The 4358-nt window shown below is 61.8% G+C and carries 5 protein-coding genes; all 5 read right to left on the bottom strand.

The features are described 5' to 3' along the window. Nucleotides 1-483: biotin carboxylase N-terminal domain-containing protein (locus ACFDTG_RS16225; protein WP_375291965.1), on the bottom strand; the 483-nt coding region annotated here is incomplete at its 3' end. 19 nt (nucleotides 484-502) lie between these two features. Then, nucleotides 503-1792 carry an O-acetylhomoserine aminocarboxypropyltransferase gene (locus ACFDTG_RS16230; RefSeq protein ID WP_375291966.1) on the bottom strand — a complete coding sequence of 430 codons (1290 nt, stop codon included), beginning with the start codon at nucleotides 1790-1792 and terminating at the stop codon, nucleotides 503-505. Then, on the bottom strand, nucleotides 1789-2799 hold the full coding sequence (gene bioB, locus ACFDTG_RS16235; protein WP_375291967.1) for a biotin synthase BioB: 1011 nt from the start codon (nucleotides 2797-2799) through the stop codon (nucleotides 1789-1791). The genes ACFDTG_RS16230 and bioB overlap by 4 nt, the downstream gene beginning before the upstream one ends. Further along, on the bottom strand, nucleotides 2796-3269 hold the full coding sequence (locus ACFDTG_RS16240; RefSeq protein ID WP_375291968.1) for a hypothetical protein: 474 nt from the start codon (nucleotides 3267-3269) through the stop codon (nucleotides 2796-2798). Before ACFDTG_RS16240 ends, bioB begins: the two co-directional genes overlap by 4 nt. Nucleotides 3270-3271: 2 nt before the next feature. After that, nucleotides 3272-4358, bottom strand: a 1087-nt coding sequence (locus ACFDTG_RS16245; protein ID WP_375291969.1) for a methylmalonyl-CoA mutase family protein, incomplete at its 5' end; no start/stop codon positions are given.

Raw genomic sequence — 4358 nt, forward strand, 5'->3', positions numbered from 1 at the left:
ATATAACAAGAGCTGCTGATGAAGACATTCAAATCCCTTTAAGTGAATCAACAGCTCGGCGGTATCCGCGATCGCGCCGCCCGAACCGGGCACGGTGTTGACGCCGGCCTCGGCCGCCAGCTTCTTCGATTCGATCTTGTCGCCCATCGCCGCAATCGCACTGGCGGGCGGGCCGATGAAGGTAATGTTCTCCTTCTCCAGCGCCTCTACGAAGCTGGCGCGCTCGGACAGGAAGCCATAGCCGGGATGGACCGCCTGCGCGCCCGTCTGCTTGCAGGCGGCAATGATCTTGTCGGCGACCAGATAACTTTCCGCCGCCGCTGCCGGACCGATGTGAACGGCCTCGTCAGCCAGTTGCACGAAAGGCGCACGCGCATCGGCATCGGAATAGACGGCGACGGTCGCGATACCCATGCGGCGGGCCGTCTTGATCACGCGGCAGGCGATCTCGCCACGATTGGCGATCAGGATTTTCTCGAACATGGATGTGGTTACTCCTGCCTCAGATACGGTCCAGCGCTTGCGCCAGGTCCGCCTTGATGTCGTCGATGTGTTCGATGCCGACCGAGACGCGCACGACGTCCGGACCTGCTCCGGCCGCGATCAGCTCGTTCTCGCCCAGCTGGCTGTGCGTGGTCGATGCCGGGTGAATTATGAGCGAGCGCGTGTCGCCGATATTGGCGAGATGGCTGAATAGCTCGACACTCGAAACCAGCTTCACGCCCGCATCGTATCCATCCTTCAATCCGAAGGTAAAAACCGATCCGGCCCGCCCGCCGAGATATTTCTGCGCCAGTTCGTGATAGGCGCTCTCGCTCAGTCCGGCATAGCTGACCCACTCCACCTTCGGATGGTCCTGCAACCATTTCGCCAGCTCGAGCGCATTGGCGCAATGCCGCTCCATCCTCAGCGCCAAGGTCTCCATCCCGGTCAGCGCCAGAAAGGCATTCATCGGCGCCATTGCCGGCCCTAGGTCGCGCAGGCCCAGTACGCGGCAGGCGACGATAAAGGCGATCGGCCCGATCTCCTCCAGAGCGTCGACCAGAACCGCGCCGTGATAAGATCCGTTTGGCTGGGTAAGCGAAGGGAACTTGTGCCCTTGCGCCTTCCAGTCGAACTTGCCGCTGTCGACGATTACGCCGCCGATGGCATTGCCATGACCATTGAGAAACTTGGTGGTCGAATGGGTCACGATGTCCGCACCGTGTTCGAACGGGCGGCAAAGCGCAGGCGTCGCCATGGTATTGTCGACGATCAGCGGGATACCGGCATCGTGGGCAACCTTGGCGATCGCTGCGATATCGCTGACCACACCCCCCGGATTGGCGAGGCTTTCGATGAAGACGCAGCGTGTCTGGTCGTCGATGGCGGCAGCGATATTGGCCGGATCGTCCGCATCGACGAAACGCGTTTCCCAATCGAATTTTCGGAAGCTCTCGCCCATCTGATTGAGCGACCCGCCGTAGAGTTTCTTGGCGGCAACAATGTTGCAGCCGGGCTGCATCAGCGTGAAGAAGGCGATCAGCTGCGCTGCGTGGCCGGAAGCGACACCGAGCGCGCCAACCCCGCCTTCGAGCGCCGCGATCTTCTGCTCCAGCGCATCGTTGGTGGGGTTCATGATCCGGGAATAGATATTCCCGAACTCCTGCAGGCTGAAAAGTCGCGCCGCGTGATCCGGATCGTCGAAAACATAAGACGCCGTCTGGTAGATCGGCGTGATGCGTGCGTTGGTGGTAGGATCGGGCTGCTGGCCCGCATGGATAGTCAGCGTCTCGAGCTTGTGGTCAGTCATTCGGCAGGCTCCATGGTCCGGCAGGCACGCAACGGCTCTTCCGCCTGCAAAGGTGTCAGCCCCAGTTTTGCAAACAGCGCGCCGTCGCTGTCGTCGCCCGCATTGGGTGCCGTCAGCAGCTTGTCGCCAGTGAAGATCGAATTGGCACCCGCGAGAAAGCACAGCGCCTGCGTCGCCTCGCTCATCCTCTCGCGGCCTGCGGAGAGCCGCACCATGCTCATCGGCATGGTGATGCGCGCGACCGCCACGGTACGGACGAATTCGATATCGTCGATCTTGGCGAGCGGGGTATCGGCCAGCATGTCGCCCAGCACCGTGCCCTTGACCGGGACCAGCGCGTTGACTGGCACGCTTTCGGGATGGCGTTCGAGCGTGGCGAGCGTGTGGACGAAGCCGACGCGATCCCCGCGCGTCTCGCCCATGCCCACGATGCCGCCGCTGCACACATTGATCCCCGCATCGCGCACGTTCTGGAGCGTATCGAGCCGGTCCTGATAATTGCGGGTCGAAATCACGCGCTCGTAATATTCCGGCCCGGTATCGACATTGTGGTTGTAGTAATCGAGGCCCGCTTCCTTCAGCATATCCGCCTGTTTCGGCGTCAGCATGCCCAGCGTCATGCAGGTCTCCAGCCCCATGGCGCGCACGCCCTTCACGATTTCGACGATCGCGGGCATGTCGCGATCCTTGGGGTTGCGCCATGCCGCGCCCATGCAGAAGCGCTGGGAGCCTGCGTCCTTTGCCTGTGCCGCGCGCTGGAGGACAGATTGCACCTCCATCAGCTTGGTCGCCTCGACCCCGCTGTCGGCCTTCACCGACTGCGAGCAATAGCCGCAATCCTCCGGACAGCCGCCGGTCTTGATCGACAACAACGTGCAAAGCTGGACCTGTTCAGGCGGATGGTACTCGCGGTGAACGGTGGCGGCGCGGAACAGCAGCTCGGTGAAGGGAAGGTCGAAGAGGCCCGCAATTTCGTCGCGGGTCCAGTCGGTTCGGATCTGGGTCATTGATTGCTTTCGATCATAGGCAGCCGTTCATGGTCGGCGACGCTGTTATTGAGTTTGATGAGACCGCGTAAATTCGCAGTCCGCTGATCACGCCAACTGCCCGGCAACAGCTGCGTGACAACTGGCTCTTCGGGTCCGTTGTAGATCACTTCACCTTCGCAAGCATCGTAATCAAGATGCAAGACAATGAGGTGGTCGGCCTTGGTTTCGACGGGACGAAAAGCAGGGCCGCGACGAGTTCCACTAGCTTTCACCTGAACTGAGCGTCCGTCACGCGCGTAGCCATCGATGCCTTCGTTGCTTCGACCGCTCAAAGTAAGACCGAACAAATCAGCCGCGACAGCCTCTCCTAAGTCGCCAACCAAGTTTCCATCAAATGTGAACCTGAGATCGTAGGCCGAGAAATGATCCTTAAGTTTGTTTCTAGCAGCGACAAGTTCACGGACGTGCGCGGGCAATTTGAATTTCATGCTCACTCCGCCGCCTCGTCCAGATCCTCGCCCGCAGGCGGCATGTTGTGGCCGAGCAGGCGCAGCACGTCCGCCGCGCATTCGACCACATTGCTGCCCGGGCCGTAGATGCCCTGCACGCCAGCGTCGCGCAGATACTCATAATCCTTCTGCGGGATCACGCCGCCCGCGATCACCTTGATATCCGGACGCCCCGCATCCTTCAGGTGTCCGATCAGTTCGGGGATCAAGGTTTTGTGCCCGGCGGCAAGGCTGCTGGCTCCGATGGCATCGACCTCATTGTCCAACGCCATGTCACGCGTTTCCGCTGGCGTCTGAAACAAGGGGCCGCTCAGCACCTCGAAGCCCATGTCGGCAAAGGCGCTGGCGATGACGTTGGCGCCGCGATCGTGACCGTCCTGCCCCATCTTGGCGACCATCAGTTTCGGCGCACGACCAAGGCGCCGTTGAACCGCTCTCACACCTTCGACGACCTGCTGGTAGCGATCGTCTTGCGCGTAAGCGGCGGAATACACCCCGCGCACGGGTTTGGGCATGGTATCGTATCTACCGAACACCTCCTCCATCGCGGTGGATATCTCGCCCAGCGTCGCGTCGTGCCTTGCGGCCTCGACTGCCAGTTCGAGCACGTTCGCGCTGCCCCGCGCGCCTTGCGTCAACGCATCCAGAGCTTTGCGGCACGCTGTCTCGTCTCGGGCGTCGCGAACTGTCTCGAGCCGCGCGATCTGGCTCTGGCGCACCGCGTGGTTGTCGATGTCGAGCGTGTCGATAGGGTCTTCTTCGGCCTTGCGGTACTTGTTGACGCCCACGATCACCGTCTCGCCGCGATCGACACTGGCCTGCTTGGCGGCGGCGGCTTCCTCGATCTGCGCTTTGGGCTTGCCGGTCGCGACATATGCGGTCATCCCGCCTTCCGCGTCCACGTCCGCCAGCAGCTTGCGCGCTTCTTCCACCAGCGCCGATGTCAGGCTCTCGACGTAATAGCTGCCGCCCATCGGGTCGGCGACATTGGTGATGCCGGTTTCCTCCTGGATCACCAGCTGCGTGTTGCGCGCGATCCGGGCGCTGAAATCCGTCGGCAGCGCGATC

Source organism: Qipengyuania sp., assembly GCF_042095715.1.
Taxonomy (GTDB): domain Bacteria; phylum Pseudomonadota; class Alphaproteobacteria; order Sphingomonadales; family Sphingomonadaceae; genus Qipengyuania.